The sequence below is a fragment of the Streptomyces sp. NPDC057136 genome (assembly GCF_042670885.1).
GTDB lineage: Bacteria > Actinomycetota > Actinomycetes > Streptomycetales > Streptomycetaceae > Streptomyces.
The window spans coordinates 63,416-90,386 of record NZ_JBHUUV010000004.1 but is presented as its reverse complement, the minus strand read 5'-3'; the positions used below and the strand labels follow the sequence as shown (position 1 = coordinate 90,386).

The 26,971-nt window shown below is 70.1% G+C and carries 25 protein-coding genes; 14 read left to right on the top strand and 11 right to left on the bottom strand.

The genetic code is table 11. The features are described from left to right. Positions 1-11: 11 nt before the first annotated feature. The 3 genes from ACFT7S_RS06630 to ACFT7S_RS06620 form a co-directional block, all read right to left on the bottom strand. Positions 12-446, bottom strand: coding sequence for a roadblock/LC7 domain-containing protein (locus ACFT7S_RS06630; RefSeq protein ID WP_382727877.1), 435 nt, complete (start codon positions 444-446; stop codon positions 12-14). Then, on the bottom strand, positions 443-3,112 hold the full coding sequence (locus tag ACFT7S_RS06625; protein ID WP_382727875.1) for a nitrate- and nitrite sensing domain-containing protein: 2,670 nt from the start codon (positions 3,110-3,112) through the stop codon (positions 443-445). Before ACFT7S_RS06625 ends, ACFT7S_RS06630 begins: the two co-directional genes overlap by 4 nt. Before the next feature lie 85 nt (positions 3,113-3,197). Next, positions 3,198-4,013 (bottom strand): MHYT domain-containing protein, encoded by an 816-nt coding sequence (locus tag ACFT7S_RS06620; RefSeq protein ID WP_382727873.1) that lies wholly within the window; start codon positions 4,011-4,013, stop codon positions 3,198-3,200. A gap of 161 nt (positions 4,014-4,174) precedes the next feature. Here ACFT7S_RS06620 and ACFT7S_RS06615 point away from each other — a divergent pair, with 161 nt between their 5' ends. After that, entirely contained in the window at positions 4,175-4,771 is a 597-nt protein-coding gene (locus tag ACFT7S_RS06615; protein WP_382727870.1) for a class I SAM-dependent methyltransferase, read from the top strand. Between the two features lie 16 nt (positions 4,772-4,787). Here the strand turns inward: ACFT7S_RS06615 and ACFT7S_RS06610 are convergent, their stop codons facing one another. Further along, a complete protein-coding gene (locus tag ACFT7S_RS06610; protein ID WP_382727867.1) occupies positions 4,788-5,561 on the bottom strand; it encodes an alpha/beta fold hydrolase in 774 nt (257 codons plus the stop codon). Between the two features lie 134 nt (positions 5,562-5,695). Between ACFT7S_RS06610 and ACFT7S_RS06605 the strand changes: the two genes are divergently transcribed. Continuing rightward, the gene (locus ACFT7S_RS06605; protein WP_382727864.1) at positions 5,696-6,226 is read left to right on the top strand and encodes a PadR family transcriptional regulator; all 531 of its coding nucleotides are present in this window, start codon (positions 5,696-5,698) and stop codon (positions 6,224-6,226) included. Here the strand turns inward: ACFT7S_RS06605 and ACFT7S_RS06600 are convergent. Beyond that, the gene (locus ACFT7S_RS06600) at positions 6,206-7,111 is read right to left on the bottom strand and encodes an oxygenase MpaB family protein (protein ID WP_382727862.1); all 906 of its coding nucleotides are present in this window, start codon (positions 7,109-7,111) and stop codon (positions 6,206-6,208) included. The two genes, ACFT7S_RS06605 and ACFT7S_RS06600, sit on opposite strands and share 21 nt — an antisense overlap. A gap of 232 nt (positions 7,112-7,343) precedes the next feature. Here ACFT7S_RS06600 and ACFT7S_RS06595 point away from each other — a divergent pair, with 232 nt between their 5' ends. Then, the gene (locus ACFT7S_RS06595; RefSeq protein WP_382727859.1) at positions 7,344-8,282 is read left to right on the top strand and encodes a hypothetical protein; all 939 of its coding nucleotides are present in this window, start codon (positions 7,344-7,346) and stop codon (positions 8,280-8,282) included. Between the two features lie 128 nt (positions 8,283-8,410). On the opposite strand, the gene ACFT7S_RS06590 is transcribed toward ACFT7S_RS06595, so the two are convergent. Together ACFT7S_RS06590 and ACFT7S_RS06585 are read right to left on the bottom strand one after the other, a co-directional pair. Next, positions 8,411-8,593 carry a hypothetical protein gene (locus ACFT7S_RS06590; protein WP_382727856.1) on the bottom strand — a complete coding sequence of 61 codons (183 nt, stop codon included), beginning with the start codon at positions 8,591-8,593 and terminating at the stop codon, positions 8,411-8,413. An 80-nt stretch (positions 8,594-8,673) separates the two neighbouring features. Then, positions 8,674-9,762 (bottom strand): acyl-CoA desaturase, encoded by a 1,089-nt coding sequence (locus ACFT7S_RS06585; protein ID WP_382727855.1) that lies wholly within the window; start codon positions 9,760-9,762, stop codon positions 8,674-8,676. 258 nt (positions 9,763-10,020) lie between these two features. On the opposite strand from ACFT7S_RS06585, the gene ACFT7S_RS06580 reads away from it, so the two are divergent. Both ACFT7S_RS06580 and ACFT7S_RS06575 read left to right on the top strand, forming a co-directional pair. After that, a complete protein-coding gene (locus ACFT7S_RS06580; protein WP_382727852.1) occupies positions 10,021-12,933 on the top strand; it encodes a DEAD/DEAH box helicase in 2,913 nt (970 codons plus the stop codon). After that, the gene (locus ACFT7S_RS06575) at positions 12,930-14,267 is read left to right on the top strand and encodes an SWF or SNF family helicase (RefSeq protein ID WP_382727849.1); all 1,338 of its coding nucleotides are present in this window, start codon (positions 12,930-12,932) and stop codon (positions 14,265-14,267) included. Before ACFT7S_RS06580 ends, ACFT7S_RS06575 begins: the two co-directional genes overlap by 4 nt. A gap of 92 nt (positions 14,268-14,359) precedes the next feature. On the opposite strand, the gene nadE is transcribed toward ACFT7S_RS06575, so the two are convergent. Further along, positions 14,360-15,190, bottom strand: coding sequence for an ammonia-dependent NAD(+) synthetase (gene nadE / locus ACFT7S_RS06570; protein ID WP_382727846.1), 831 nt, complete (start codon positions 15,188-15,190; stop codon positions 14,360-14,362). A 235-nt stretch (positions 15,191-15,425) separates the two neighbouring features. On the opposite strand from nadE, the gene ACFT7S_RS06565 reads away from it, so the two are divergent. The 5 genes from ACFT7S_RS06565 (at position 15,426) to ACFT7S_RS06545 (ending at position 20,704) form a co-directional block, all read left to right on the top strand. Further along, positions 15,426-16,781, top strand: coding sequence for an esterase-like activity of phytase family protein (locus tag ACFT7S_RS06565; RefSeq protein WP_382727843.1), 1,356 nt, complete (start codon positions 15,426-15,428; stop codon positions 16,779-16,781). 202 nt (positions 16,782-16,983) lie between these two features. Beyond that, positions 16,984-17,118: a hypothetical protein gene (locus ACFT7S_RS06560; protein WP_382727840.1), complete on the top strand. Its 135-nt coding sequence runs from the start codon at positions 16,984-16,986 to the stop codon at positions 17,116-17,118. Positions 17,119-17,140: 22 nt separating this feature from the next. Further along, on the top strand, positions 17,141-17,722 hold the full coding sequence (locus tag ACFT7S_RS06555) for an N-acetylmuramoyl-L-alanine amidase (RefSeq protein WP_382727838.1): 582 nt from the start codon (positions 17,141-17,143) through the stop codon (positions 17,720-17,722). A gap of 105 nt (positions 17,723-17,827) precedes the next feature. After that, positions 17,828-19,081, top strand: a complete 1,254-nt coding sequence (locus ACFT7S_RS06550; protein WP_382727836.1) for a GAF domain-containing protein — start codon at positions 17,828-17,830, stop codon at positions 19,079-19,081. A gap of 99 nt (positions 19,082-19,180) precedes the next feature. Beyond that, positions 19,181-20,704 carry an aldehyde dehydrogenase family protein gene (locus ACFT7S_RS06545; RefSeq protein WP_382727833.1) on the top strand — a complete coding sequence of 508 codons (1,524 nt, stop codon included), beginning with the start codon at positions 19,181-19,183 and terminating at the stop codon, positions 20,702-20,704. A gap of 160 nt (positions 20,705-20,864) precedes the next feature. On the opposite strand, the gene ACFT7S_RS06540 is transcribed toward ACFT7S_RS06545, so the two are convergent. Together ACFT7S_RS06540 and ACFT7S_RS06535 are read right to left on the bottom strand one after the other, a co-directional pair. Beyond that, entirely contained in the window at positions 20,865-22,259 is a 1,395-nt protein-coding gene (locus tag ACFT7S_RS06540; protein ID WP_382727830.1) for a tyrosine-type recombinase/integrase, read from the bottom strand. Further along, positions 22,250-22,447 (bottom strand): helix-turn-helix transcriptional regulator, encoded by a 198-nt coding sequence (locus ACFT7S_RS06535; protein ID WP_382727828.1) that lies wholly within the window; start codon positions 22,445-22,447, stop codon positions 22,250-22,252. Before ACFT7S_RS06535 ends, ACFT7S_RS06540 begins: the two co-directional genes overlap by 10 nt. An 857-nt stretch (positions 22,448-23,304) precedes the next feature. Between ACFT7S_RS06535 and ACFT7S_RS06530 the strand changes: the two genes are divergently transcribed. The 3 genes from ACFT7S_RS06530 to ACFT7S_RS06520 all read left to right on the top strand — a co-directional run bounded on the left by ACFT7S_RS06530 (position 23,305) and on the right by ACFT7S_RS06520 (position 24,978). Then, positions 23,305-23,514 carry a hypothetical protein gene (locus tag ACFT7S_RS06530; protein WP_382727826.1) on the top strand — a complete coding sequence of 70 codons (210 nt, stop codon included), beginning with the start codon at positions 23,305-23,307 and terminating at the stop codon, positions 23,512-23,514. Between the two features lie 707 nt (positions 23,515-24,221). After that, positions 24,222-24,398 (top strand): hypothetical protein, encoded by a 177-nt coding sequence (locus ACFT7S_RS06525; RefSeq protein ID WP_382727823.1) that lies wholly within the window; start codon positions 24,222-24,224, stop codon positions 24,396-24,398. A gap of 43 nt (positions 24,399-24,441) precedes the next feature. Further along, complete coding sequence (locus ACFT7S_RS06520; protein WP_382727820.1) at positions 24,442-24,978, top strand: NUDIX hydrolase; 537 nt, start codon at positions 24,442-24,444, stop codon at positions 24,976-24,978. A gap of 20 nt (positions 24,979-24,998) precedes the next feature. Here the strand turns inward: ACFT7S_RS06520 and ACFT7S_RS06515 are convergent, their stop codons facing one another. Beyond that, entirely contained in the window at positions 24,999-25,499 is a 501-nt protein-coding gene (locus ACFT7S_RS06515) for an NUDIX domain-containing protein (protein ID WP_382727817.1), read from the bottom strand. Positions 25,500-25,671: 172 nt separating this feature from the next. Between ACFT7S_RS06515 and ACFT7S_RS06510 the strand changes: the two genes are divergently transcribed. Beyond that, positions 25,672-26,880, top strand: a complete 1,209-nt coding sequence (locus tag ACFT7S_RS06510; RefSeq protein ID WP_382727814.1) for a hypothetical protein — start codon at positions 25,672-25,674, stop codon at positions 26,878-26,880. Positions 26,881-26,971 lie beyond the last annotated feature (91 nt).

The following is a 26,971-nucleotide window of genomic DNA, read 5'->3' as shown; positions in this document are numbered from 1 at the left end:
TCTCCGTCCCGTCAGCCCGCGGTCTGGGGTCCCACGAGCCGCGGCGGCGTCCGCAGGTGCTCGCCCACTCGCTTCACGAGGCGCGCCATCTCGTACGCGACCAGGCCGATGTCGGCGGCGGCGGTGCTCAGCACCGCGAGGCACGAGCCGTCCCCGGCCGCGGCCACGAAGAGGAAGCCGTCGTCCATCTCGACCATCGTCTGCCGCACTCCCCCGGCCCTGAAGTGCCGGCCCGCTCCCTTGGCGAGGCTGTGGAAGCCGGAAGCCACCGCCGCGAGGTGCTCGGCGTCCTCGCGGCTGAGCGCGCTGGAGGCACCGACGGCCAGGCCGTCGCTGGAGAGCACGACGACGTGCCGCACCTCACCGACCCGCGTCACCATGTCGTCGAGCAGCCAGTCGAGTTCGCCGGAGCGCCGGGACCCCGCCGTCCATTCGTTCACGGTCATGCCTGGTCTCCTTCGATGGGATGACGGGGTCCGGTGTGCGGCCGGTGTCGTGCGGGGGCGGCTTGCGGAGCCGTATGTCCGGGCGCGGGGCCGCCACCGCGGACCCATCCGTTGCGGTACGCGGTCATGCGGTCGCGGGCCTGTTCCGGGGTGCGTTCGGCAGGTGACGATGCGCCGTCGGCGCTCTCCCGGGGCGGTTCGGGGCGTGGTTCCTCGCGCAGTTGGGGGACGAGGCTGGCCTGCCGTACGCGACGGGGCAGATCACCCTCGTCGCCTCCGTCCGGCCGGTCCGGCGCGTGCGTGAGGGGAGTCCGAACCGTATGCTCCGATCGCTCCGACCGATCCGTGAGGCGGGCTCGGCCCGGCTTTCCCTCATCCATGGTTCGGGGACGCTGCCGCTGCCGCAGGCTGGTGACAGGTGGTGTCCCGGGGCCCGGTGCCGACTCGATGGCCGGGACAGCGACCGGGGCGGGGAACACGGTGGCGCGCGGGCGCGGGTCCGGCCGGTCGGCGTCGTCCCGGTCCATCGTCGCCGTCGCGGGGCCGGTGCCCGCCGCGGCGGGTGTCCCGCCCGCGGGCAGGCCGCTCGGCAGCAACGCGGTCGGCACCAGGACGACAGCGGTCGTCCCACCGTAGGGCGAGGTCCGCAGCTTGACCTTGATGCGGTGGCGGGCCGAGAGACGGCTCACGACGAAGAGCCCGAGGCGGTCGCTGTCGAAGAGGTCGAGGGTCTCGGACTGCTCGATCCTTCGGTTGGCCTGCGCAAGGAGCTCCCCGCCCATGCCCAGTCCCCGGTCCTCGATCTCCAGCGCGTAGCCGTTGCCCACGGGTTCGCCGCTGATCCGCACCTTGGTGTGCGGCGGCGAGAACTGTGCGGCGTTCTCGATGAGTTCGGCGAGCAGATGCGTCAGGTCGGCGACCGCCTCGCCCTTCACTGCCGCGTCGGGCAGCTGACGCACCTCGACCCGCGCGTAGTCCTCGATCTCCGAGACGGCCGCGCGTACGACGTTGGTCAGCGGTACGGGCGTCCGCCAGGCCCGCCCGGGGGCCGATCCGGAGAGGATGATCAAGCTCTCGGCGTGGCGCCGCATGCGGGTGGTCAGGTGGTCGAGCCGGAAGAGGTCGCCCAGCTCGTTGGGATCCTCGGCGCGGCGCTCCATGCCGTCCAGCAGGTTGAGCTGGCGGTGGACGAGGACCTGACTGCGGCGGGCGAGGTTGACGAAGACTCCGGAGATGCCGCTGGCCAGTTCGGCGCGTTCGACGGCGGCGCTGAGGGCGGCCCGGTGGACGGTGTCGAGTGCCTCTCCCACCTGGCCGATCTCGTCGTGCGAGGACCGGCCGGGCGGCGCCTCGGCCTCGATGTCGAGCTCTTCGCCCTCCCGCAGACGCTGCATGGCGTGCGGCAGTTTGTGCCGGGCGATCTCCAGGGCGCTGTTGCGGAGGCTCACGAGTTCGACGACGAGCGCGCGGCCGATGCGTACGGAGATGACGAGCGAGGCGGCCACGGCGACGAACCCGAAGAGGACCGCCGCGCCTGCGGGACTCAGCAGCCCGCCGGCCAACGGATCGGCGCGGTCGGCCGCCTGGCGGGCGGCGCCTGTCTCGATCGCGCGCAACTCGCCTCGTACGGTCGCGGTGTCCCGTCCCCAGTCGGCGGCGGTGACCGCCTGTGCGGCCTTGCGGCCGGGCGTGGCGGCCAGCACCTTCTCCTCGGCCGCCTGAATCCTGCGGTACGCGGCTTCGTCGGTGAGGGACCGCCATGTCCTGCCCGCGGCGGCGGGAAGGTCGGCGCCGGCCGAGTCGGCGAGGCTCCGGCGGCTCTCGACGGCACCTGTGAACCGGCGGAGTGCCGGGCCGTCGAGGGTTCCGGTGAGGGCCCCCGTGGCGAGCAGCGCGTCTTCCCGCGACAGCATCTCGCCGGCCCGGCTCAGTTCGAGCAGGACCCGGGCGTCGGAGCCGAGTTCGGCGTCCTGGATGCCGGTGAGCGCGCCGGATACGCCGAACGCCGCTGTGATGGCCTCCGTGTACTGCGTGTACGCGGCGTCCTGGTCGGCTTCCGTGCCCTGGCCCTCGGTTCCGCCGGTCGGCGGGTCCAGCAGGCGGGTGCGCAGCGCGCCGAGCGGCCGGGTGCGGTCCAGGAAGGTGGTGAGGCGGTCCGTAACCCCGGCCGGGACGCCGCCCGCGTCGGCGATCGTGTAATTCTCGCCGAGCCGGAGTGCGGCGAGCGCGGTGTCGGTGCGCCTGGACTGCTGCCGCAGTTCGGCGACGTGTCCCCGGTCCGGGGCGACGAGTTGGCGCAGCGCCGCCTTGCGTTCGGCCTGCAGGGCGTCGACAGCGCCCGAGACGGGGCCCCGCACGGTGGAGTCCACCCGTTGCAACTGGCGCAGGCGGGCCACGTCCTGGGCCGTCGTCACTGTGGCGAAGCCCCACAGGGCGAGCAGCGACACGACGGGCACCATGAGCAGCGAGATGATCTTGGCCCGTACGGTCCTGGGGCGCAGGGACAGGCGGCGCGACTCGGACTGTTCCTCCGTCGTGTGCGCCCACGCCTCCCGATCGTGTCGTTCGTCGGCCGGCGGCCCTGCGTGCGCGCGCCGTCCGCGCGTCGGGGGCGCGGGCCGGGCGGCGGGCGCGCCGGTCTCCGGGGTCGTGCGGGGTGGGCGCATGGCCTCCTCGTTCCGGTGTGAGCTCTGTGACACGTGGTGCGGGTGGTTCGTCCGCCTGCTCACGGGCAGAAGCGGGCGGGCTGAATCAGGGGGCCGGGGCAGCTTGTGTCTCCGTCGGGTTCCGTACGGTGTCGGCGGGAGCCGTGCCGGGCCGTTCGGCCGAGGCGTAGGCGGCCCGTTCCCGGGCCGTGGGCGAGAGTGCGACGAAGGCCGAGGTGAGGAAGAGGTAGGAGCCGAGGCCGACGGCGAGCGGGAAGATGAACTGCATGACCGTGGCGCCGGGCAACCGGCTTCCGGAGGGGACGACTCCCACATCGACGGCGAACATTCCGGTGTAGTGCATGCTGCTGACAGCCGCTCCCATGACGAGGGAGGCGAGGGCGACGGCGCCCGGTGTCTTGATATTGAGTGCGGCCCACAGCGCGGCGGTGGCGGCGACGACCGCGATCACCACGGAGAGCGTCACCAGGAGCGGGTCGTACCGGATCGTGCCGTGCAGCCGAAGGGCGGCCATGCCGATGTAGTGCATGCTCGCGACGCCGAGTCCGGTCGTGAGCCCCCCGACCAGCAGCGCCTGGGGCCGGCCGCGGCCGTACCCGACGGCGAAGACCCCGGCTCCGACCACCACCATGGCGACCAGCAGGCTGAGCAGGGTGAGCGGCACGTTGTACCGGATGTCGGTGCCCGTGACACCGAATCCGAGCATCGCGACGAAGTGCATCGTCCAGATGCCCGTGCCGATGGCGGAGGCGGCGGTGAGCAGCCAGTTGCGACGCGACCGGCCGCTCGTATTGAGCGCACGCACGGTGCAGCGCAGTCCGAGCGCGGCTCCGATGGATGCCATCGCGTACGACAGTGCGGGTGTCAGCCAGCCGAAGGTGGCGTGGTCCAGGTGTCCCATGAATCGGGGACGTTAGCCCGATCGAGGGCACACGACAGGGGCGCAGTTCGAAAGCTGATGGAATATGACAGAGAGATGTTCCCGAACGATCGCACAGCGCTCGAACATGCGCACCGCTGCGTACCGTTTCGTTCGCATGGGGACTGCGCGATCATGTGCGTATGGCTGACGACCGCACACACGTACAGGACTTCTTCACCGTCCGGGCCGCCGACTGGGACAGCCGCTTTCCCGATGACGGTCCGTACACCGCCGCCGTCGACGCTCTCGGACTGAGGCGGGGCGACGCGGTGCTCGACGCGGGCTGCGGTACGGGGCGCGCGCTGGCCGCCCTGCGCGAGGCGGTCGGCCCCGAAGGGGCCGTCCTGGGGGCGGATCTCACGCCCGCCATGCTGGAAACCGCGGTACGCGCCGGACGCGACCGCAGCGGCACCCTGCTCCTCACCGATGTCGCTCGGCTGCCGCTGCGGAACGGGTCGCTCGACGCGGTGTTCGCGGCCGGTCTGATCTCCCATCTCACGCACCCCGGGCCGGGCCTGCGGGAGCTGGCACGCGTGGTGCGACCGGGCGGGCAGCTGGCGCTGTTCCACCCGGTCGGCCGGGCCGCGCTCGCGGCACGGCACGGCCGGGCGATCACCGACGAAGATCTGCGGGCGGAGCCCATGCTCCGCCCGCTGCTGGCCGGTTCGGGGTGGCACATGGACACGTACGTCGACGAGGACGACCGCTTTCTCGTCCGCGCCGTACGCATCGGCTGAGCTACCGGCCCACGCGTTACTCGGGACGTGCGGCTATGGCTCCCACCAGCGCGTCGGGCCGGTCGAACATGATGCAGTGCGCCGCACCGGGAATGGTGAGCACACGCACACCCGACTCCATCAGTTCGTCCGCGCCCGGGAGTTCACTGCTCAGGGCACCCTGCAGATAGGTCCGGTCCGCCGTCGACTCCATGAGCATGCGGCGCATGGTGGGCTCGGTGCCACGCATCAGCCCGGCCGCGGTGCGATGCAGCGCCAGCGGGTCCGTGAGCCGCATGGTCGAGGCCCACATCGGGCGGACATGCTCCAGTACGTGGGCGAAGCCACCGCCGTGCACAAAGTCTTCCTCCGTCCACGAAGCGATGCCGCTGCTCCCCGTCGTCCTCGGCGGGTCCGGATCGAGATTGGCCTCCGTCAGCACCAGGCGCGCGACCAGGTCGGGACGCCGGTGGGCCAGTACTACAGCCACCGCACCGCCCATGCTGTGGCCGACGAGCTCCGCTCCCCGCACACCCGCTTCGTCCAGCACGACGGCCAGCGCGTCGGCATGGTCCTCCAGGGTGTATCCGAAGTCCGCGGGACGGTCGCTGGTGCCGTGCCCCGGCAGGTCGACGAAGAGCGACCGCCGCCCTGCGAGCGCCGGGTCGGCGGCGATATGGGCGTGGTACGCGGCGGACATCGCCCCGAGGCCGTGCACATAGACCGTGGCCGTTCCGTCGCTGTCCGGGCTCGTCGTCGACTCCGTCCACCGGATCTTGCTGCCCTGCTCGTCGAACTTCGCCTCGTTCATGAACCTTCTCCTCTGCCCGCACTCCATCGGCTTCGCCGCCTGCGACCGGATCCGCACAATACATCGGCGTCGATGTATAGCGCCACCGTTGTACGCCGTCGTCGCTGTACCGCGCCATGCGGCAGAATGCGGGCATGCTGGAGCTCGCCATCCTTGGATTTCTGTACGCCTCCCCGTTGCACGGCTATGAGCTGCGTAAACGCATCACGGCCCTCACCGGGCATGTGCGGCCAGTCGCGGAGAGCACGCTCTATCCGGCGATCAAGCGACTGGAGAAGTCGGGCCTGCTGATCCGGGAGACGCAGCCGGGCGCGACGGCAGCCCCCCGCCATGTACTCACCCTCACCGACGAGGGCAGGGCGGAGCTGCTCCGGCGGCTCGCGCAGCCTGCCCGAAGCGACATCACCGACGAGAACCGGTGGTTCGGTCTCCTGGCGTTTCTCCGGCATCTGCCGGACCCTGCGGCTCAGGCGGACGTGCTGCGGCAGCGGCTGGCGTTCCTGGAAGAGCCTGCGAGCTTTTTCTACGAGGGAGACCGGCCGCTGCGCGCGGAGGAAGTGGACGACCCGTTCCGACGGGGCATCCTCACGATCGCCCGGGCGACCAGCGAGGCGGAGCTGCGGTGGCTGCGCGCCACGTTGGAGTCACTCGACCGGAGTGTCTGACCCACGTACGTGCGCGACCGGGCAGCCGCGGACGCCCGGGGTGGGGAACGTACCGAGTGCGGCGACCTCGTAGCCGTCCGGGTATCCCTTGATCTCCGGATTCTGGCGTGCGTAGTGCGCCGTGGAACGGGGCGGCAGGAGGCGTACCGCTCGGGCCCGCAGGCGCAGCGCCCCGCGCGTCAGCCCTCGGGCGACGGGACCCGGCCGCTCGTAACGGAAAGCCCGCAGCAGTGAGTCGTCCAGGAGGGCGAGGCTCGCCCCGCGCACGACGCGGGCGAGGGGGCGTGGGTACCAGGAGGCCATCAGGGCGAGGGTCGCGTCGGACACCTTGCGCGCGCCCTCGTCCCAGCCGAAGTGCGCGTCCTCGTACGCGTCGAGCGTGCGCTCGAAGTCCTCGTACGTCTGGGGTGCGTCCTTGATGCCCATATGGGCGCCGAGCGTGCGGTAGTAGACAGCGATAGCTGTCAGCTCGTGACTGGAGAGCCGGCGCCATCCATAGGTGTCCAGCCAGCGTTTCGGCATGACGACGAAGGTGCACAGCACGTAGCGCATGTCGTCGTTGCTGATGTCGTAACTGCGGTGCATCTGGTTGATCCGCCGGACGGCAGTACGCCCGGCTTGACTGGCGAATCCGTGCTCGGCAACGGTGTCCAGGAGCAGCGCGGTGTCGTCGTAGCGCTTTTGCGAACGGTCCGTCAGTTCGGCTGTCTCGGCCAGGAGTCGGCCGATGCTGGGGACGGCATAGGTGCGGTAAAGGGCGACTTCGAGGGCGCGCGTGATGTCCCAGGGGAACTCGTAGGCCACGGTCAGCCGGTAGATCTCCAGGAAGTCCCGCTCCGGGTCCAGTTGCTGAATCTCCTTCAGCCGGTCGTACCGCTTCGCCATGCTGTCCCCCATCGTCGGCCGGACGTCCACCTTACGAGGAGCTGGACGGCGCGGCTGCACGCGCGGTGCGCTCCATAGGGTCTCTACCCGGCGCTGAGCAACGCATTCCGACGGCCGGCCGGCGGTACGCCACCGGCTGCGGCCCCGGTTGTCAGGGCCTCGACGATGGGGTTACCGACTGGTTAAGGTGCGGGCCGACGGATCAAGCCATGACGAGAACGAGGAGGGCGCTGTGGCCGGGACGCAAGACACGGTCGCCGATGACGACGCACTGTATGTGCTGACCGCGGTGCTGTTGACGCCCGCGCAGTTCCCCAGCGTGCTCGGCGACGACTACGTGGCCGCGTGCGGTGCGCTGGCCCTTGAGCCGTATGCCGAGGGGTACGGCCTCGTGCTGGGCCAGGACGGCGGCGGGGCCCGTTGGACCGTGGTCGTCGACGATGTCTCGCTGGTCGCGGTCGCCATCGCTTCCTGGGACTGCGGGATGGAGTACGACCTCTCGCCCGACGACCGCTCGGTGGTCTGTGCGCTGCCGGGCTGGCCGCTCGCGGTCGCGGTCGCGGCGCCGGGTGTCCCCGCCCCGCACGACCCGCCGCCCGACCCGGAGGCCGCGGGCGAGGAGCCGGTCCCGCTGGCACCGCCGGACACGGAGACCTGGGGGCCCGCGCAGCGGCGCCTGGGTGCGGACGAGGTCGCCGCGCAATGGGCGGCGTGGCGCGAGCAGGTCGACGACGAGACGGCCTTCGGGCGGCCCTCGGAGAGCGCCGGCGACGCGGACGTGGAGGCTGCCGAAAAGGCCGAGGACGGGCAGGACCCACCCGTTCACAAGGCCTCGGAGGACGTACAACAGGAGGAGGCCGGCGAGCCCGAGGTGGCGGACAGCGACTCCGCGCCGTCCGGCCGCCACCCCGGCATACGAAGGGCTCTCGACGAAGCCCGCGCCTATGTCGCCGCTCCGCCTCCGCCCGGCCGCATCCGGTCGGCGTTCGCACCGGGCGGCGCCCGCACCCTGCGCGTCGACGGTCCCGGCTGGTCGCTGGTCGCCAGGACCGACGACATCGCGTTCGCCCTGCTGGACGAGGAACCGGGTGAGGTGCTGCCCATCGGACGCGGACGGGAACTGCCCGGCCTGCTGACGGCACTGGCCGACATGGCCGTCCGGCCGGCCTGAGCGCGTGGCACCGGGGCGCCGGCACCGGCCCTGAGCTCGTCTCAGGGGCCGGGTCGGACTGCCGTAGGCAATGCTTCAGCGCCGCCCGCGAGGCGGGCGGCGCTACGGCGGACGTTATCGGCGCCGGGTCAGCGGCCTATCTGCTTGCGGCCGGCCCTGCGGATCCTGCGTCGCTGGGACGGGTCCAGCATCAGATACCCCGCCACGGGCACCCCGATCAGCACGAGCAGGGCCCACCAGAATCCGATGAGCGGCCACAGGACGGCTGCCGCGACAACTCCACCGAGGGCGATCTTTGCACCGTTGGACATGGTCCCTGCCTCCTTCGCGGCCGGAGCCGCTCCTGCTGTGAGAACGCCCGCACGCACCCATCGGTTCCAGGGAGCCGCGCTTATCGCAGCGGTTCGCCGACCTCGTGCATGTGTGTCAGCGCCTGCCGGTAGGACTCGATGAGTCCAGTCTCCGCGTACGGCATGCCGATCGCCTCGCAGTGGGCCTTGACCAGCGGCTGGGCGAGTCGGAGGTGGGGGCGGGGCATGCTCGGGAAGAGGTGGTGCTCGATCTGGTAGTTCAGCCCGCCCAGGAACCAGTCGTTGAGGGCCGAGCCCCGGACGTTGCGCGAGGTGAGGACCTGACGCTGGAGGTGGCCCCAGCGCTCGCCGTCCGGGTCGGGCATCTCCATGCCCTTGTGGTTCGGGGCGAAGGCCATGCCCAGGTGGAGGCCGAACAGGGCGTGGTGCACGAGGGCGAAGACGACGGCCTTGCCGAGCGACATGGTCGTCAGGAGCAGCGTCGCGTACAGCGCGAGGTGGCTGACCATCAGTGGGCCCGAGACCATCCGCTCACGCATGGGCTGGCTGCGCAGGAACTGGAAGCCGGAGACCTTGAGAGCGATGCCTTCGAGGAGCAGCATCGGGAAGAAGAGCCGGGCCTGGTTACGGGTGAGCCAGCGCGCGAAGCCTTCTCGCTGCGCCGCCTGCTTCTGGGTCCACACCAGCGCTCCGACGCCGACGTCGGGGTCCTTGTCGATGTGGTTGGGGTTGGCGTGGTGGCGGTTGTGCTTGTCGTTCCACCATGCCTCGTTCATTCCGAGGAGCAGGTTGGAATGGACCAGGCCGATGTTCCGGCTCGTCCTGCGGTTGCCCGATATCTGGGAGTGGCCCGCATCGTGTCCGACGAAGGCCATCCGGGCCCACACCAGGGCCAGCGGCAGGGCCAGGAGCAGGGACCACCAGGTGTTGCCGAGGAGCACCAGACCGGTGATCACGGCTCCGAGCGCAAGGAAGTTGACGGCGATGCCCGCCGCGTACCAGCCGGTGCGACGCTCCAGGAGCCCTTGGCCCTTGACGGCCCGCAGGAGGGGTGCGAAATCGCTCCCGGTAGTCCCGGAAGCAGTGGAGCTGCCGAGACTCTCGGAGTCGCCGGGCACCTCCGCTCCGTCGCGAGCGTGTTCAGCAACGGTGGCTACCGCCTGGGGCATGACGTCTCCGGTCTCTGGGCATCTGCGCTGACCTCATGAAACGTACGGATGGGAGGCCCGCGGCAGCCATGACGCCACCACCCGGCTTTTCGGGGGGCATGCCCCCCGCACCGGTGGTGGTGCTGACTACACCACGAGTCCCTGAAGGCAGAAATGAGTGACCTGGATCACAGCGCATTTCTCCCGGAAGGAGCCTTGGGTGGAGTACCCTCGGCGACCCCGGCCCCACTAGTCAAATTTGAGGAATCTGACATCGCTGTGCACAGGCTTCCTGCGGCAACGCTTTCCGAGATCTCTGAACTGTCCCGCTGCTCCGCAGTCTTCCTCCCCGCAGATCCGGCCCGTACCGGCCTGATCGCGTTCTGGAACCCGGACGGTAGCACCCCTCCCCAGGCACCCGGGATTCCGCGGGAACTGACCGTCGTCGGGGCGGACGCCCAACCGTACGTGGTACCGGCGTTGCTCCTGTCCGTACGGGAGGCTCTTCCCGTGCTCACGCGGGCGCGGGCGAGCGGACACGCCTCCCCCGCTGTGGCGTTCTGGGGTGCCGCGGGCCTGCTGGCCCTGCAGCTGACCGCACGAGGACTGCTCCTGCCGGGGCTGAGCGCCACCGATCACGATGCCTGGCGGGCCGGCCCGCTGACGGCGGAGGACTTCGACCGGATTCGGACGCTCGCGGCAGCCATGCCGCCCACCGCGCACGCGGTGCCGCTCGATGAGGCGGCCGAGCCCGTCCTGCTGGCCGAACCGGAAGCGCTTCTGCGCGCGTTTCTGGACGCTGCGGCCGACTGCCTTCCGCGGACACCCGCCGCCGTTCTGGCCACCGGAAGCCCCGTCCTCGCGGCCGAGGAGCCGCAGAAGTGCGCTGATCAGCGTGGTTGGGCAGCCGATGTGGCGGCCGGTCACGACGCGGGTGTACGACTCTCCCTGCGCATCGAGGTCTCGGGGATCGGGGAGTCGGCAGGGGACACAAGCGGAATGGTGGACGAGGTAGTCGCCGGACCCTCGTTCCGGGCCGTTCTGCAGGTCCACAGCGTCAGCGATCCCACGCTCGTCGCCGATGCGGCCGACATCTGGGCGGGCACCGCTCCGACGGCCGCGGCCTTCGGTCCGAGGGCCCGGATGGACGCCCTGCTCGCGCTGCGTCGCGCCGCGCGCGCCTGGCCTCCGCTGACACCGCTGCTGTCGGCCGCGGTACCGGATTCCGTCGAACCGGCGGACGAGGAGATCGCCGAACTGCTGGGGCCCGCCGCGCGGGCGCTCGCCGCGACCGGCGTCCAGGTTCACTGGCCCAAGGAGCTGGCCCGCAAGCTCACCGCGCGTGCGGTGATCGGTCCCGTCGACCCGCATGAGGCCGACGACGGCCAGGACGGCGCCAAGGGGCCCGGTCGCAAGGAGTCGGACACACCGTCCTTCCTCTCCGCCGACGCACTGCTCGCTTTCAACTGGTGGTTCGCACTCGGCGATCAGAAGCTCACCCGGGAAGAGCTCGACCGCCTCGCGGAAGCCGGCAGGCCGGTGGTCCGCCTCCGCGACCAGTGGGTGCTCATCGACCCGGAGGAGGCCAGGCGCGCCCGCGAGACGCAGGACCGCAAGGTCACTCCCATCGACGCGCTCGGCGCCGCGCTGACCGGTTCCACCGAGGTCGACGGCCGCCGCGTCGAGGTGGCGGCGACGGGCTGGCTCCAGCAGCTGCGGGACCGGCTCGCCGATCCGGAGTCGGGCGGGAACCAGACGATCGGGCAGCCCGGCGCCCTCACCGCGACCCTGCGCGACTACCAGCTGCGCGGACTGAACTGGCTCAACACCATGACGTCCCTCGGCCTCGGCGGCTGCCTGGCCGACGACATGGGCCTGGGCAAGACGATCACGCTGATCGCACTGCATCTGCACCGCCAGGGCGTCGATTCCGCCGCGGGTCCGACGCTGGTGGTGTGCCCGACCTCCCTGATGGGCAACTGGCAACGGGAGATCGAGAAGTTCGCGCCCGGTACGCCCGTACGCCGCTTCCACGGCGCGTCACGCTCGCTGGACGGGCTGGCCGACGGCGAGTTCGTGCTCACCACGTACGGCACGATGCGGCTCGACGCGCCACGGCTCGCCCAGGCCGAGTGGGGCATGGTCGTCGCCGACGAGGCCCAGCACGTCAAGAACCCGTACTCGGCGACCGCCAAGCAGTTGCGGACCATCGGAGCACGCGCCCGCGTCGCACTCACCGGAACCCCGGTGGAGAACAACCTCTCCGAGCTGTGGGCGATCCTCGACTGGACGACACCCGGTCTGCTGGGCCGGCTGGGCACCTTCCGTACCCGGTACGCGAGCGCCGTCGAGGGCGGCAACGACCCGGGAGCGGCCGAGCGGCTCGCCACGCTGGTGCGCCCGTTCCTGCTGCGGCGCCGCAAGTCGGACCCGGGGATCGCCCCGGAGCTTCCGCCCAAGACCGAGACGGACCGTGCGGTGTCGCTGACCGCCGAACAGACCGGTCTGTACGAGGCGGTGGTACGGGAGACCATGGCCGAGATCTCCGGCGCCGACGGCTTCGCGCGCCGCGGGCTCGTCGTGAAGCTGCTGACCGCGCTCAAGCAGATCTGCAACCACCCGGCGCAGTACCTCAAGGAGGAACGGCCGCGTATCGCGGACCGGTCGGGGAAGGTCGAACTGCTCGACGAGCTCCTCGACACGATCCTGGCCGAGGACGCGAGTGTGCTGGTCTTCACCCAGTACGTGCAGATGGCCCGGCTGCTGGAACAGCACCTGGCGGTGCGCGGCGTCCGTACCCAGTTCCTGCACGGTGGCACGCCGGTCGCCGAGCGCGAGGCCATGGTCAACCGGTTCCAGGCCGGCGAGGCACCGGTCTTCCTGCTGTCGCTGAAAGCGGCCGGTACGGGGCTGAACCTGACCCGCGCCGGCCATGTCGTGCACTTCGACCGCTGGTGGAATCCGGCCGTCGAGGCCCAGGCCACGGACCGTGCGTACCGGATCGGTCAGACGCAGCCGGTGCAGGTGCACCGGCTGATCGCCGAGGGGACCATCGAGGACCGGATCGCCGAGATGCTGGCCCGCAAGCAGGGCCTCGCGGACTCGGTGCTCGGTTCCGGCGAGACGGCGCTCACCGAACTGACCGATGCGGAACTGGCCGATCTGGTGGAACTGCGAGGGGGCGCCCGATGAACGACCGATACGAGACGGACGACGAGTACGAGGAGCAGGGCATCCCGGCGGGACAGGAACCGGAGCGCACGTTCGCCGCCCTGCCGCCCGCCAAGGGCCGTGGTTTCGCGACGTCCTGGTGGGGCCAGGCATGGCTGAAGGCCCTTGAGGACACGGCACTCGACGGTGAGCAGCTCAGGAAGGGGCGCCGGCTGGCCCGCGAGGGCAGGGTCGGCGCGGTCTCGGTACGGCCCGGCCGGATCACCGCGGTCGTCCAGGAGCGGGACTCGACGGCGTACCGAAGTGATGTGCTGCTTCAGCAGCTCAGCGAGGAGGAGTGGGACCGCTTCCTGGACATGGCGGTCGACCGGGCGGGGCACATCGCCGCGCTGCTCGACCGGGAGATGCCGCCGCATCTGGTGGAGGACGCGGCTGCAACCGGAGTGGACCTGCTGCCGGGGATCGGGGACCTGGAGCCGGAGTGCACCTGTGAGGCGTGGGACCACTGCCCGCACACGGGGGCCCTGTGCTACCAGGTGGCGCGGCTGCTGGACCAGGACCCGTTCGTTCTGCTCCTGATGCGTGGGCGCGACGAGCGCCGGCTGCTCGACGAGCTCCAGGCCCGCAGCGTGGCCCGGGCCGTCCGGGGAGCGCCCGCGTCGTCGGGGGCGCAGGAACGGTCCGGGGCGGCTGCGCGGGCCGGGGTCGGGGCACGGGAGGCGTTCGCGGCGCGGGACATTCTGCCGCCGCTGCCCGCCGCTCCCCCACTGCCTTCGGAGCCGGGGCAGGCGCCGTCACTGGACACGGAGTCCGGCCCGGCACCGGGCATCGATCCGGCGGCGCTGGAGTTCCTGGTGTCCGGCACCGCCGTACGGGCGTACCGGATGCTCACGGATGCGCTGGCCGAGGGACACGAACAGCAGCCCGTTCCCGTTGAGTTGACCGTCTCGCAGGACGCCGTGCGGCTGGCGGCCGATGTCCGGTCGGAGCCGCGGATCGCGGCCCGTATCGCCGAGGGGGCGGGGCGGCAGCGGGCCGACCTCGAAGCGGCGGTGCGCGCCTGGCAGTACGGCGGGCCCGCGGCGCTGACCGTCCTCGACGAGGAGTGGGAGCCGGACCCGGAGTCCCTGGCACGGGCCCGCACGCAGCTCGCCGAGGCGTGGGAAGAGGGTGAGCGGCCACGGCTGAGGGCCGGGCGCAGCCGTTGGACGGTCGCGGGCGCCGATGTCCAGCTCCGGTACGGGCCCGACGGACGCTGGTGGCCGTACCGCAAGGAGCGGGGGCGGTGGATGCCGGTGGGACCTGCGGACAACGACCCGGCGGGCGCACTGGCGGGCGCTTTGCCCGACGCATAGGTCCGTCCGGGGTTTCGTTGTGTTCCGGCCCGGTGCGGGGGATCCGCCACCGGGCCGGAGGACGTCCGTGAGCAGCCTGGGGAGCGCAGCCCCTACGGGGCGACCGGCAGCTGACGCTTGTGCTCGGTGAGGCGGTAGCGGTCGACGATCGTTTCGAAGACCCGCTCGTCGACCGGCTTGCCCTCCAGGAAGTCGTCGATGTTGTCGTAGGTGACCCCGAGGGCGTCCTCGTCGGTCTTGCCCGGGTCGAGGCTCTCCAGGTCGGCCGTCGGGGCCTTCCAGACCAGTTCGGTGGGGGCGCCCAGCAGGTCCGCGACGGCGCGCACCCGGCGCTTGGTCAGGCCCGTCAGCGGGACCAGGTCCGCGGCGCCGTCGCCGAACTTGGTGAAGAATCCGGAGACCGCCTCGGCCGCGTGGTCGGTGCCGACGACCAGACCGCTGTGCGCGCCCGCCACCACGTACTGGGCGATCATGCGCTGCCGTGCCTTGATGTTGCCGTGCACGAAGTCCTGGTGGTGGGCGTCGCGGAAGCTCACACCGGCGGCCAGCGCGGCATCGAGCGCGGCATCGCTCGCGGGCTTGATGTCGACGGTCAGCACGTGGTCGGCCCGGATGAAGGAGAGCGCGAGCTGGGCGTCGTGCTCGTCGGCCTGGACCCCATAGGGCAGCCGCATCGCGTAGAACCGCGCTTCGTGGCCGGCGGCCCTGGCCCGCTCGACGGCGAGCTGGCACAGGCGGCCGGTGGTGGTGGAGTCGACGCCGCCGCTGATGCCGAGCACCAGGGAGCGCAGGCCGGTGGAGGTCAGCCGCTCGGCGAGGAAGGCCACCCGGCGCTCGATCTCCCGCTCGGCCTCGAAGGTCTCGGCGACCTGGAGTTCCCGGGAGATCTCCTGCTGCAGGGCGATGGACGCCGGCTCGCTCACGTCTGCTCCTTGTTCCGGTTCACGGTGCGCTGTCCCGGCCACCCTATCCAGGAGGTGTCCGACGGACAGGAGGAGGTCGGGCCGTGGCCGGCCATGATCCGCCGGACAGGTCCCAGGTGTGGGGCGCGCACGCGTTCGTCGCGTGCTGTCCTCACGTTCAACTCGATGTCACGGCGCATTGAGGCGGAGGGCAGATCCTGGCGCTCATCCGAGCGTTTGTGCACCAGGAGGCCCCATGCCCGCCCGTATCACCCGTCGCTCTCTCGCCGCGGGGCTGCCGCTCGCTCTGCTGTCGACGTTGTGCGTGGCCGCGACGGCTGGTGCACACGACCGTCACGGGCAGCACGGCGGCGCCGGGCCGACCGCCCGGATCACCGGCAGTGCCGTGCTCGGCGACGTGCCGCTGGCCGGTTTCAGCAACGGCCTCCTGCCCGGTTCGGTCTCCGACGACCGTGGCGTGCAGCTCGGCGGCATCGGCAGTGACATCTACCCGGCGGGCCGCAAGGGCGAGTTCTGGACGGTCACGGACCGGGGCCCCAACGGTCAGATCAAGATCGACGGCAAGAAGCGGCGTACGTTCCCCGTGCCCGGCTTCGACCCCGCGATCGTGAAAATACGCGTCACCGGCAAGCGGATCGACGTACTTCAGGCGCTCCCCCTGACGACGGCGTCCGGCACCCCGGTCACCGGCCTGCCGAACCAGCCGAGTCGTGACGAGGCCCCCTACGGCCACGACGCACGGACCCCCCTCGGGTACAACCCGAACGGCCTCGACACCGAGGGCATCGTCCGCGCGGCGGACGCTTCCTTCTGGCTGGTCGACGAGTACGGCCCCTCGCTCGTCCACGTCTCCCCGCGCGGCCGCGTCCTGGCCCGCTATGTCCCGGAGGGGCTCCGGCTGGAGGGTGCCGGTTACCCGGTGATCGAGGCACTGCCGGGCATCCTGCTGAACCGCAGGATCAACCGCGGATTCGAGGGTCTGGCCCTGCTGCCGGGCGGCGATCTGGTGCTGGCCGTGCAGAGCCCGCTCTCGCTCCCCGACGTGGACGCGGGCGAGAGCTCGCGCAATGTCCGGCTACTGCGCTTCTCCACAAAGAGGCAGGCGGTCACCGCCGAGTACGCCTACCGGTTCGACCCGGTCGAGGTCGTCGACCCCAGCGAGGACGACACCTCCGAGCTGAAGGTCTCCTCGGTCGTCGCGCTCGGCCCTCACACGCTGCTCGTGGAGGAGCGCACGGACAAGGCGGCGCGGCTGCACCGCGTGACGCTGCCTCACGGCTCCGGAATCCTGGGCTCGGCCTGGGACGACCCGGCGGCCTCGCCTTCGTACGAGGAGCTCACCGACCCCTCGGCGGCGGGCGTTCCGGTTCTGCGCAAGAGTCTCGTCGTCGACCTCGGAACGGTCGAGGGCATCCCCGGCAAGATCGAGGGCGTGGCGGTCACGGGCCGTGACACCCTCGCGTTGATCAACGACAACGACTTCGGGATGACGGATGGCGCGGACGCGTTCGACGCGAACGGCCGGCTGGTCGACAGCGGCATCGAGACCTCGGTGACCCTCCTGAAGCTGCCTCGCCCGCTCCGCGGCTGATCCCTTACGGCCGACGGCCGTCGAGCACCGCCCTCAGAAGGCCAGCGCCTGCTGAAGGTTGTGCTCGGCGATGGCCGCCATCCCGGCCCGGTCGGAAAGTCACCGTCCAGCAGTCGGCCAGGCCCCTGGAAGACGCCTTCCGCGTCTCGCAAAGTCGCTCTGGGCATCCGTACACCGAGGCTCCATCTCGCCGACGGGGAGGGTGAGTTCCAATGTCTGCGACACCAACTACACCTGCGTGGCGAAGATCCGCAAGGAGTGGCTGCCGCGGGGGGAACCGAACCGGGGGCTCCATCGTCATCTGCGGGAGACAGCCGCACTGTTCCCGCGCGGCTGACCTGCCCCGATGGAGTGCGCCGATGGACCGAAGAAGAATCCTTCAGGGCGCCGCGGCCACCGCCGCTGCGGCTCTCCTGCCCGCCTCGGCGCGCGCGGTGGCCGCCTCCACGGGCGAGACGGACTATCCGCAGGCGGCATGGGCACCGGCGTCGCCCTCCAACTACACAGCGGCGAACCGGCCTTCGTCCCATCCGGTCGACTTCGTCGTCCTCCATGTCACCCAGGCCACGTTCGGCAACACGGTCGGGATCTTCGCGAATCCGGCGAAGCAGGTCTCGGCGCACTACGTGGTGCGCTCGGCGGACGGGTACATCGCCCAGTGCCTGCGGGAGAAGGACATCGGCTGGCACGCCGGGAGCTGGGAGTACAACACCCGCAGCATCGGCATCGAGCACGAGGGCTGGGTGGATCAGCCCGCCTACTTCACCCACACCATGTACGAGCGTTCGGCGAGGCTCACGGCGGATGTGTGCGACCGCCACGGCATCCCCAAGGACCGCGCCCACATCATCGGCCACCACGAGGTCCCGGGCAGCGACCACACCGACCCCGGGAGCAACTGGGACTGGGTGCGCTACATCCGCCTTGTCAACCTCGCCTGAGCCCCCACGCACCGGCGCGGCCGAATACTCTCCGCACCGAGGTTGTCGCGGAGGCCGACTGCGACGACGATGGGGAGATACGGCGCCCCTGGACGGGAGGGTGAGTTGACGGACCCCTGGGTGGCCCTGGCAGCCGATACCGATCCCGGTGAACGGCTGCACGAACTGCGCCACGCCCACGAGGTGTTCACCTCCGCGGGACGGCTGGAGCGCCCGGTGCGTACCGTGGTCGGCGAATCATGGCGGCGCTCGGCGCGGGCGCGGGTCAGCCCGGACGGTGCGGCCCTGGTGGACCTGAACGCCGACGACCTGGAGCCGTACCGGGCCGGCCATCCGCTGGCGCGTGCGATGCCGGTGATCCGCGAACTGATGGGCGCGTACGCGACGGACGGGGAGCATCTGCTCGCCGTGTGCGACGTGCACGGCAGCCTGCTGTGGGTCGAGGGGCACGCGGCGGCCCGGCGGCGCGCGGGACTGATGAACTTCGTGGAGGGCGCCCGCTGGGCGGAGTCCGTGGCGGGCACCAACGCGCCGGGCACCGCGATCGCCGTGGACCGCCCGGTCCAGGTGTTCGCCGCGGAGCACTTCCTGCGGCCGGTCCAGCAATGGACGTGCGCGGCGGCCCCGTTGCACGATCCGCACACCGGACGAGTGCTGGGTGCGGTCGACATCACGGGCGGCGACCGGCTCGCGCATCCGCACAGCCTCGCCTTCGTGCAGGCGGTGGCACGCGCCGCCGAGAGCCAACTCGCCCTGCTCGCACCGGCGCCGGCCGGGGACAGCGTGCAGCTCAGCGCGCTCGGCCGGGACGAGGCGCTGCTGGTCGCGGGAGGCCGCAAGGTCCGCCTCAGCAGGCGGCACAGTGAGATCCTGGTGGCGCTGGCCCGTCATCCGGAGGGCATCGGCGGCGAAGAACTGCTCGTCGAGCTGTACGAGGACGAGTCGGTGACCCCGGTGACGCTGCGCGCAGAACTCTCCCGGCTGCGACGGCTGTTGGCGCCCGGGCTGCTGCAGTCGCGGCCGTACCGGCTGGCAGCTCCGATGGACGCGGACTTCGACACGGTGGCCCGCAGGCTGGCCTCCGGAGCGGTGGCCGCGGCGCTCGGCGCGTACGCCGGACCGCTGCTTCCCGGCTCGCAGGCACCCGCCGTCGTACGGCAGCGGCAGCGGATCGCCGACCAGTTGCGCGCGGCACTGATCGCCCGGGGCGATCCCGGACTGCTCGCCGACTGGGCCTACAGCCCGTGGGGCGAGGACGATCTCCCGGTGTGGCGGGCACTGGCGACGGCGGTGCCTCCGGGCCGGCGGGCGGCCCTCCTGGAAAGGGTGCGGGGGCTCGACGCGGAGCAGCGCGGATAGCGGAACAGTGACGCAACGGGGTTGCAACGTTGTGTTCCCTAGCCTCGCGCCGAGGGCCGTCCAACGGCGGGCGGCACCGGAATCCGGGAGGCCACAGAGATGACCCGTTACGCTGCGCCGGGTACCGAGGGCGCCATCGTCTCGTACGAGTCGCGCTACGACCACTGGATCGGCGGCGCCTACGTCCCCCCGGCGCGCGGCCAGTACTTCGAGAACCCGAGCCCCGTCAACGGCCGCCCCTTCACCGAGATCGCCCGAGGCACGGCCGAGGACGTGGAACGCGCCCTGGACGCCGCGCACGCGGCGGCCCCGGCCTGGGGAGCGACCGCAGCGGGCGACCGCGCCAACGTGCTGAACAGGATCGCCGACCGGATGGAGGCGCATCTGGAGGAGCTGGCGGTCGCCGAGACCTGGGAGAACGGCAAGCCGGTACGGGAGACTCTTGCCGCCGACATCCCGCTGGCCATCGACCACTTCCGGTACTTCGCGGGTGCGCTGCGCGCTCAGGAGGGGTCGCTCAGCGAGATCGACGACGACACCGTCGCGTACCACTTCCATGAGCCGCTGGGTGTGGTTGCTCAGATCATCCCCTGGAACTTCCCGATCCTGATGGCCACTTGGAAGCTCGCCCCTGCACTCGCCGCAGGCAACGCGGTGGTCCTCAAGCCTGCCGAACAGACCCCGGCGTCCATCCATTTCTGGCTGAAGCTGGTGGCGGATCTGCTGCCGCCGGGCGTGGTCAACATCGTGAACGGCTTCGGGGTGGAGGCGGGCAAACCGCTCGCGTCGAGCCCCCGCGTCGCGAAGATCGCCTTCACCGGCGAGACGACGACTGGCCGGCTGATCATGCAGTACGCCTCCGAGAACATCAAGCCGGTGACGCTCGAACTGGGCGGCAAATCCCCCAACATCTTCTTCGACGACGTGTGGTCCTCGGACGACGACTTCCGGGACAAGGCCCTCGAAGGGTTCACGATGTTCGCCCTGAACCAGGGCGAGGTGTGCACCTGTCCCTCGCGTGCACTGATCCAGCGGGGGCACTACGGCGAGTTCCTGGAGGCGGCCGTCGCCCGCACCGAGCAGATCGTGCCGGGCCACCCCCTGGACACCGACACGATGATCGGGGCACAGGCGTCCAACGACCAGCTGCAGAAGATCCTGTCGTACCTGGACATCGGCCAGCAGGAGGGCGCAAAGGTCCTGACCGGCGGTCAGCGGATCGAGCACGGCGGCGAACTGGAGGGCGGCTACTACGTCCAGCCGACGATCTTCGAGGGCGACAACCGGATGCGGGTCTTCCAGGAGGAGATCTTCGGCCCGGTGGTGGCAGTGACCTCGTTCTCGGACTTCGACGACGCAATCACCACGGCCAACGACACGCTGTACGGCCTCGGGGCGGGCGTCTGGACCCGCGACGTCAACACGGCCTACCGCGCGGGCCGGGCCATCAAGGCGGGCCGGGTCTGGACGAACTGCTACCACGCCTACCCGGCACATGCGGCCTTCGGCGGGTACAAGCAGTCGGGGATCGGAAGGGAGAACCACAAGATGATGCTGGAGCACTACCAGCAGACGAAGAACCTGTTGGTGTCGTACTCGCCGAAGAAGCTGGGTTTCTTCTAGACGCCCAAGAAGGGCGCCTGAGCAGGTGATTTACATGCCAGGCGCCCTTAGCGGCAGGCATCTAGGCTGTGCAGCGAGATATGCGGTAACTCCCGATATCGCCCAGCCCTGTCCCACCTCCGACCAGCTGTTCCGGGGCATTTCCGGGCCAAGGCCCGCCCTACGTGCTGTCCTGCGCGGTGTCGTCCGATCGCTCCCATCTCCGCATCGACTCCTCTATCAAGCTGTTGGCATGATTCCGCGCCTCGGCCAGGAACTTGGCGTAGTAGCGGAAGAGGACCTGGATACTCTGTCCGGCCCTGCGCGCACACTCAGCGGGGTCGACACCCGAGGCAAGCCAGAAAGAAATTCCTGTGTGGCGCAGGTCGTAGGGGCGCTTCGCCAGCTCAAGGGCATGCTCGTCGAGGGTGAGCACCGCCTCGCGTGCCCGTCGCCATGTAATCCCGTACGCGGCGGGGTCTATATATTTGGCCGCAGCATTGCGGAACAGGCGACCGTCGGGTGCAACACCGAAGCTCTTTATATGATCGCGGAGCATGCTGACCAGTACAGGCGGGATAGGGACCGGCCGCGTCGCCCTGGCAGCACGTCGCTTCAGTGAGTGGATCTCGTGGACGGCACCATCATCAGTCCACTCCTTCCCTGCCGTGACAACTCCTCCTTTGAGGTTGAGGAGCCCCCATCCACTAGCCGGCAGGCGGCACTGGGACTTCTGCAAGTGGATGGCCTCAGCCGGTCGCATGGCGGCGTAGTACATGCAACCGAAGAAGGCGTACAGGTGTGGGCCGCGACCAGGTAGGGCCTTGACCCCGGCAAGCAGGCGTGCAACCTGCGCCGGATTGGGCACGCAGTCCGGATCGACCTCGTCGGCAACTTCTGGCGCAGACCAACGCAGGCTGCTCAGCGGATTCTGGTTGAAGTACCCACGTTCCACTGCAACCCCGAATACCTCATTCACCGCAGCCTTCTTGCGCTTCACGGTCTTGGCAGCAGCAGCGGTCCCATCGACTTTGCGGCACAGGGCATCGAGCCCCCGGCGCAGCACATCGGGCTCCTCCAACTCGCTGACGGACAACGAGTGACGCTGCAGCCACTCCAATGCAACCTTCCACTCCTCGGGCGGTTCGTCATTCCAAGCTTTCTTGTTGAATGCCCACGAGTACAAGGCCCGCCGCAGTTCACGAGGTGCCTGGGACATGAGACCTGGTTCAACGAAGGCCGGTGTGACGGTCGCGAGGGCATCGGCCAACGTGCGGCGTGTATTTCCCGGCGTGCGGTCCCACCGCTGCTCGATGTACTCCCTCGCGAGGACGTACCAGGTGGTGCGCTGCTTGAGGACCCGAAGTTCGGATGCCGGCAGGCCAGTCCTTGCATCGAACGGCTCACCGTCGGGCGCGGCCGTGACAAGCTTGGAACGTCGGCTCTCCGCGAGTCCTTTCGTGAGGAAGGACTCAGATTTCTCCCTACCGTTGACGGTCCAGCGAACCTCAAAGCCCTTACGTCGTTCTGGCCGCTCACGGATGTCCCAGAAACGAACCCTGTAACTCATCGCCATTCAGGCGTATCCCTTTCACACGCTTCCCACCATGCATCTAGATCGGCGCGGCGGCAGCGCAGTTCGCCATTCGGAAGTTTGATCATGCGGGGCGCCTGGCCACGAGCGCGCAAGCGGTAGAACGCCGAGTGGCTCATTCGGATTTCCGTCAGAACCTCGGCGAGTTTGAGCGCAGGAGGACGAGCCATTTTTCCCCAGAAGTTCGGACGAGTTGCCAGACGCTAAGCGACACAAAGGGGTTATCCCGACTGAGCGTTGGTATGAGAGGTCACTGCATCCGCACAGCTCCACCGCCAAGCACAGCCGCTGCGAACTCTTCAATGGTCGCGACGATCGCCGGTTTGGCCAACCGGCGATCGTGGTCTATGTTGCGCGCCGCATCAGACGCACCCGACAGCTTCTCGGACTGGCCGCGGCCAGCAAGCCAACCGGCATGAGCGCAGGACGGGATGAGGTCTCACCATCCGTAACGAGCACCGCAGACCGTTATCAGTGAGGCGGAGGCGGACAAGATTCCGCACCACTCCACGCTCGGGGGCCATGGCATCGACCACACGCCGTGTTGCGGCTCCAGGGTGCGCCGCAACGTGCGCGGGGACGACCCTGTCTCGGCGGTAGCCGCGTTGCAGCAGGTCTCGCCGAACAGGCCAGCCGCGCAGACGACCAATTCGGTGAACACGACGCCGTAGTCCCCCCGCCGCCGCGGGGGCACGGCCCGGATCGAATAGCGGAATTCGGCATATGAGCCTCCTAATGGGGACCTTGCCGACAAGGCAGCCTGGTGTGGTGCGGGGTAGCGAATCAGTCGCAGCCCTGGCCACACCGGAGTCTTTGCGCCACCTGACCTGGCATTTTCCGGGACGCTTTACGTTGACATGATCCCGGCGGAGGTTTCCAGTCTTCTGGAGTTCTTTCTTGTCTGCCGTGGGCGGATGCCCACCGGCGGCTCTGTGTGGAGTTCTCCCGTCGCAAACCTATTGAAGCGAATGGAATGCGCCGGCGCCGGGACTGTCCTGAACATGGCTCTGTCCCGTAATCGGTGGGTGTGCACGCTCTGTGGCTGGAGGCACTGGCGCTCGGATACCGCGTCGCCGTACGGCCGTCCCGGCGGAAGCTCTTCACCCCCTACCGGCTGATCTCCGCGCTGCGTGAAGCCGGATTCGGGTCGAACCAGGTGGTCCTGCTCCCCACCGGCCACACCGTCGCGGACGAACTGGTGGCCCGCAGCCGACCTGGCGATGGTTTACGGCGCTGACGACGTGATGGCAAGACACGCAGGCCGCCCCACTGTGCTGCCGCAGGGGCCGGGCCGTACGAAGATCCTGCTCACCGGAACTGACTGGCAGTCTCATCTGGACACCGTAGTGGCCTCTGTCAGCGACCAGGGCGGAGCGGCCTGCCTCAACGCCACCACGGTGTTCGTCGAAGGCGACTCGACCCCGGTCGCCGAGGCCCTCGTGGCGATCCCCAGCCTGCCCTCCGAAGACGACAAGGCCGTCCTGCCCGTGCAGCCGTGGCTGCGGCCCGCAGGGTGGAGAACTATCTGCTCGGCAGGGCCCGGGGAGCGAGGGCGGGAACGGCGTCGTGGACGAACTGGGCGACGGCAGCGCGGTCCTGCGCGCCGCGGTATTCCGCGTGGACAGTCCAACCGCGCCGCAGACCGGAACGGAACTCGGCTTTCCCTGCGTCTGGGTGGCCCCTGGCCCCGGAAAGACCCTGTGACCCCGCTGCGCCACAGCCTCGTCACCGTGGGGACAGCAACAAGGATCAGACGCCCCCTCGCCGAGTCGAGCCCCGGCGGAAGAAGAGCGCGCGTCGACAGCGGTGGAACGCACTTCCGCTGTCGACGGGCATTTGTATCGCCCTGTCGGCATGGGGATGCGCGCTGGTGTTCGGCATTTGGCTGGCCAATCTCACCGCCCCCCTTCCGCTAACGCACTGCAGCGGATACCCCCGCAGGCGGTGCTGACCAGCTGGGACAACTTCTTCGGCGACTACGCCGAAACCCACGACGGGGTGCACTGCGGCCTGCACGTCTCCTCCCCGTCGATCCTGCTGGAGAACCGCGACTGGCTGGTCCAGCACACCGCCTCGTACGCCTTCGTCGACCCGGAGATCGGACCCACGCCCCGGCCGTGACGAGCTGGCTCGTCGTCGTCGCCCAACGGCCAAAGGCCGCCGCATGACCCCGGCGCTCGGCGACAGGGCCCGCGTCTGTGACCACGCAAGCGTCGGGGTACTGATCTCTTCCCCGAGCGGCCTCCTGGTGTTCGAGCGGGCGACCCCTCCGACCGGAATCGCCCCGGTCGCCGGCCACGTCGACCAGCATGGCGGCCCCGAGCAGACAGCGCGCGACGAGGTCTCCGAAGAGGTCGGTCTCACCGTCACCCACCTGCACCTGCTGCTGGACCAGTGGCGCCCCAACCGCTGCCGCCGCACGCCCAGCGGTCCGGTCGGCCACCACTGGCGGATCTTCCAGGCCGAGGTTGCCGGGTCACTGCGTCCCTCTCCCCGGGAGGTCCGCGCCCCTCGGTGGGTCCACCCCGACCAGCTGCAGCAGCACGCGCTGCGGACCGCCGCGTACGCCAACGGGCACCTGGACCGTGAGGAGTTCGAGCGCGAACCCGGCCTGGAGCCGGTGTGGTGCCGCTTCCTTCACGACCTTGAGCTCGTCACCCTGCCCTCGGCCGACCTCGACCGGATCGAGGCCGTCCTGTGAACGGCGACCAGGGGCCTACCTCAGCGGGAGCCGACCGCCCAGCCGGCCGCGAGGCGGCGAGCGTGCGCACGGATCCGCTCGCGGTCCGCGGGGAAGACGCTGTCCCAGTCGGTGTCCAGACGAAACCATCCCGTCGGCTGGTTCTGCTCCCCGACGAGCGGTACGTCGCGTCCCGCAACCGCGGCATAGGACAGGCCCAGCGTCGGAGACCAGTCGGCCCGGTAGGAACGCACCGCCACGGCTGCGGGCTCGGGCAGCAGTTCGCTGCGCAGGCCGGTCTCCTCCAGCAGCTCTCGTGCCGCAGCCGCACGCGGCGCCTCGCCCGGCTCCACCTTGCCGCCTGGCGGCACCCATCCGCGCACCCGGTGCTTGACCAGCAGGACGTGCTCGAAAGCAGGGTCGGTGACCCACACCTCGGCCGCCAGCGGCTCCATCGGATGCCGACGGGCTTCCTCCAGCCAGGCCCGTGCACCGTCGAACTCCCATGCGGCGAGGCGGGCATCCGCAACAGCCTCATCCAAGATCACCTGACCGACTTCACCATGACTCACCCGCCCCACCCTAGGCCGACGAACCGGCCGGACATCGCAGCGACGAGCAGGCAGCCACCCGGGGGTGTCCGGCCGACCCGGTGGCCCCTTCGGGCTGCAGGGCGATCACGCGTGGCGCCCGCTTCACACGAAGGAATCCAGCGTGCACGATGAGCAGCTCTCGGACCGGGGAGCCTGGGTCGTCCTCGGCGGCGTCCACCTCCTCAACCGCACCGCGCCATGGCGGCCAGACGAGCCGATCGTGCTCGTACGGGTACCACCGCAGGAGGTGTGCCAGCCGGCCACCACCGTGATCGTCCGCTGGAATGCGCTGGGGCCCTGCCCGGCCGAAGCACTGCGCCCTGGCGGCACCCGGCTCGGGGCGGCCAGGATCGACGGCGGCGAGCTGTTCCCCGACGCCATCGCCGGCCCCGCCCTGCGCGGTCTGGTCGGCGTCAAGCCCGCCTCCGGCCTGGTGCCGCTGTGCTACCTGGCCGAACATCCCGGCGGCGGCTACCACGCGTACGCGCAGATCCGCTTCCACCCCGAGGACGCCTGCTTCGTCCGCACCACCCGAGAACCAGTTGGTCACGGTCCGGTCGAGGAACTGCGCTGGCTCGAGCCCGTCCTGACGGCGCACGCCGAGTCGAGGATGGCGCTCAACAACCACCTGCGGTACTTCCGCAAGCACTTCTCCGGCACCGAGCTGGAGTTCAAGTACACCCTCGACCCGGCACCGGACATCTGGTCCGCGTCCATGGGACTGCTCAAGGCACTGCGCGACGGCGAGCTGGAAGGCTGCCGTCCGGAGTACCGGGAAGAGTTCCAGATCCACCACACCGAGAACCATCTGTTCGACGTCACCGGCCCCGAGCCCGAGGTCGGTTACGCCTCCTTCATCCCCACCGTCACCGCCGGGCACGTGCTCAAGCGGAAGTGGTTCACCGAGGACGCCTTCGCCCGCCGCGAGGAACTCACCCCTGGCCTCGACATCACCCCCGACCGCTTCGAGGCGTTCCTACACAAGGACTTGGGTCTCCAGGTCCGGGCCATGCCGCCCTTCCAGCGCGTCCGTTACGACATCCAGTGCGAGTCGCTGCGTACCGGACACGTCTACGGCATCTTCCTCGACCGCTGCGCCCTCCTGGCGGCCCCCGACGTGGTGCTCTCCCAGTGCGAGCTGGAGTACCTCCGCTCGCGCAGCATCCTCGACCACGACCAGGACGAGGTCCTCATCGAGATGAAGCGGATCGACAGCTGGCTCTGCGAGTACCTCGCCAGTCACGGCTGGGCGGCCGAGCACACCTTCTACTCCAAGCGCAGCTTCCTTCGCGACGCCGTCGCCCTCCGCCCGGACCTCGCCACGCCATGACCGACCAGGCGGCCTCCGGCAATCCCCCGCAGGAAGTACCGCAACCCACATGAGTGATCGAACACAGCATCACAGCCCGCCCTACCCGACC

Excerpts from the sequence above, each read along its gene's own strand:
- ACFT7S_RS06540 (WP_382727830.1), bottom strand. The coding sequence starts at position 22,259 with ATGGCGATGAGTTACAGGGTTCGTTTCTGGGACATCCGTGAGCGGCCA.
- ACFT7S_RS06620 (WP_382727873.1), bottom strand. The coding sequence starts at position 4,013 with ATGGGACACCTGGACCACGCCACCTTCGGCTGGCTGACACCCGCACTG.
- ACFT7S_RS06600 (WP_382727862.1), bottom strand. The coding sequence starts at position 7,111 with ATGGCGAAGCGGTACGACCGGCTGAAGGAGATTCAGCAACTGGACCCG.
- ACFT7S_RS06590 (WP_382727856.1), bottom strand. The coding sequence starts at position 8,593 with ATGTCCAACGGTGCAAAGATCGCCCTCGGTGGAGTTGTCGCGGCAGCC.
- ACFT7S_RS06565 (WP_382727843.1), top strand. The coding sequence starts at position 15,426 with ATGCCCGCCCGTATCACCCGTCGCTCTCTCGCCGCGGGGCTGCCGCTC.
- ACFT7S_RS06605 (WP_382727864.1), top strand. The coding sequence starts at position 5,696 with ATGCTGGAGCTCGCCATCCTTGGATTTCTGTACGCCTCCCCGTTGCAC.
- ACFT7S_RS06535 (WP_382727828.1), bottom strand. The coding sequence starts at position 22,447 with ATGGCTCGTCCTCCTGCGCTCAAACTCGCCGAGGTTCTGACGGAAATC.
- ACFT7S_RS06555 (WP_382727838.1), top strand. The coding sequence starts at position 17,141 with ATGGACCGAAGAAGAATCCTTCAGGGCGCCGCGGCCACCGCCGCTGCG.
- ACFT7S_RS06615 (WP_382727870.1), top strand. The coding sequence starts at position 4,175 with ATGGCTGACGACCGCACACACGTACAGGACTTCTTCACCGTCCGGGCC.
- ACFT7S_RS06520 (WP_382727820.1), top strand. The coding sequence starts at position 24,442 with ATGACCCCGGCGCTCGGCGACAGGGCCCGCGTCTGTGACCACGCAAGC.
- ACFT7S_RS06545 (WP_382727833.1), top strand. The coding sequence starts at position 19,181 with ATGACCCGTTACGCTGCGCCGGGTACCGAGGGCGCCATCGTCTCGTAC.
- ACFT7S_RS06630 (WP_382727877.1), bottom strand. The coding sequence starts at position 446 with ATGACCGTGAACGAATGGACGGCGGGGTCCCGGCGCTCCGGCGAACTC.
- ACFT7S_RS06575 (WP_382727849.1), top strand. The coding sequence starts at position 12,930 with ATGAACGACCGATACGAGACGGACGACGAGTACGAGGAGCAGGGCATC.
- ACFT7S_RS06585 (WP_382727855.1), bottom strand. The coding sequence starts at position 9,762 with ATGCCCCAGGCGGTAGCCACCGTTGCTGAACACGCTCGCGACGGAGCG.
- ACFT7S_RS06610 (WP_382727867.1), bottom strand. The coding sequence starts at position 5,561 with ATGAACGAGGCGAAGTTCGACGAGCAGGGCAGCAAGATCCGGTGGACG.
- ACFT7S_RS06625 (WP_382727875.1), bottom strand. The coding sequence starts at position 3,112 with ATGCGCCCACCCCGCACGACCCCGGAGACCGGCGCGCCCGCCGCCCGG.